This window comes from Streptomyces sp. NPDC005574 (assembly GCF_040605435.1).
Lineage (GTDB): Bacteria > Actinomycetota > Actinomycetes > Streptomycetales > Streptomycetaceae > Streptomyces.
This window is the reverse complement of sequence record NZ_JBEXCW010000316.1, coordinates 1-1,525: the sequence shown is the minus strand read 5'-3', so window position 1 is coordinate 1,525 and position 1,525 is coordinate 1. Positions and strand designations below refer to the sequence as shown.

Genomic DNA, 1,525 nt, shown 5'->3' with positions numbered 1-1,525 from the left:
CTCGCTATCCGCCAGCCGCTGTTCGACAGCCGCCGCCGTCACCTCTACCGTGATCAAAGCGCCCTCCACTGGCGCTCACACGGCCCTCCCGGACGCCTGCAAACGAGCGGGAGGGCCGTGGCCATGTTCAGGACATGATCACGGTGCCGCCCAGCACCCCGGAGATCAATCCTCCTGCACCCACCACTTCGCCATCGCCATCAGCAGTGGCACAACACTGCCCGCTCATACGCATGTTGAGTGGCTATCTACAGCTGCCGGCCCGCCAGCCGCCTCGCCGCTGCTGGCTACCTGTCGTGGCTGGAGGTCGCCTCATGGAGCCCCGACAAGACCACAGCCCCGCTGGCTACGGTCCAGCGGGCGCTGCGCCGCTGAATGAGCGGTCTTGGCCGGTCGAGCCGGTGGGCCGTGTACGTGGACGCGTCAGACGGCGAACAGGTGCCGGCTTTGCTGCGGGTGAGGACTCTGCTGCGCAATTTGCTGCGGGGTGAGGTCGGGTTCGCGATGATCGTCTCTGGGGTCGCGTTCCTGTCGTGCGGCCGTGGAGGTGGGGTGGGTGTCGATGCGGCCGGTGGGACTGCCGGAGATCCCGGAGCAGACTGTGAGGGTGGCCCGGGCGGCGTTCCCGAAGGGCAGCCTGGCGATCCGGGTCCGGGACCGGCTGGCGGAGGTCTTCGCCGATGAGCCGTTCGCGGGGGCGTTCGGGGTGCGGGGGGCTCCGGGCATGTCGCCGGGGGTGTTATCGCTGGTCACGGTATTGCAGTTTGCCGAAGACCTGACCGATCGGCAGGCTGCCGCGATGACGGTGCGGGCCATCGACTGGAAATACGCCCTCGGGATGGAGCTGACGGACACCGCCTTCGATGCCAGCGTGTTGTCCAGGTTCCGGGCCCGGCTCGCTGACAACAGTATGGAGCGGGTGGTCTTCGACCGGCTCCTTGAGCACTGCAAGGTACGTCGGCCTGGTGGGGGCCGGGGGCAGACAGCGCACCGATTCCACGTATGTGATCAGTGCGGTGCGGGACTTGAACCGTCTGGAGTTGGCCGGGGAGAGTGTGCGGGCCGCCCTGGAAGCCCTCGCTACCGCGGCCCCGTCCTGGCTGGCCGGGCAGATCGGTATCGCGGAGTTCGCCGAGCGGTACGGACCGCGTGTCGACGGCTGGCGGATGCCGTCCTCGCAGACCAAACGTGACCGCCTCGCCCAGGTCTTCGGCCAGGACGCCCTCGCCTTGTGCCGGGCAGCGTGGGCCGCCGATGCCCCGGTGTGGATCCGCGAGATCGAGGCAGTGGCCCTGCTGCGGCAGGTCCTCGTGCAGACCTACATCATCCGGTCCGATGCCCGGGGACGGCAGGTGATCAGGAAGCGGGACACCGACGACGGCGTCCCGCCCGGCAGGCTCCGCCTGGCCTCCCCCTACGACGCGGACGCACGCTGGGCAGCCAAAGGCGATGACCACTTCTGGCTCGGCTACAAGGTCCACCTCACCGAAACATGCGGCACACTCCCCGAAGCCGAAGCCGAAGC

The 1,525-nt window shown here is 68.7% G+C and carries 2 protein-coding genes and 2 pseudogenes; 3 read left to right on the top strand and 1 reads right to left on the bottom strand.

From position 1 onward, the window contains the following. Positions 1-240: 240 nt before the first annotated feature. Positions 241-375, top strand: a complete 135-nt coding sequence (locus ABZT03_RS44450) for a hypothetical protein (RefSeq protein WP_356050034.1) — start codon at positions 241-243, stop codon at positions 373-375. A 48-nt stretch (positions 376-423) separates the two neighbouring features. Here ABZT03_RS44450 and ABZT03_RS44445 read toward each other — a convergent pair whose 3' ends face one another. Beyond that, a complete protein-coding gene (locus tag ABZT03_RS44445) occupies positions 424-753 on the bottom strand; it encodes a hypothetical protein (RefSeq protein ID WP_356050035.1) in 330 nt (109 codons plus the stop codon). Between ABZT03_RS44445 and ABZT03_RS44440 the strand changes: the two are divergent. Both ABZT03_RS44440 and ABZT03_RS44435 read left to right on the top strand, forming a co-directional pair. Beyond that, positions 725-871, top strand: a pseudogene (locus tag ABZT03_RS44440) (transposase); the annotation flags it as partial. The gene ABZT03_RS44445 and the pseudogene ABZT03_RS44440 overlap by 29 nt on opposite strands. A gap of 67 nt (positions 872-938) precedes the next feature. Beyond that, positions 939-1,525, top strand: a pseudogene (locus tag ABZT03_RS44435) (IS1182 family transposase); the annotation flags it as partial.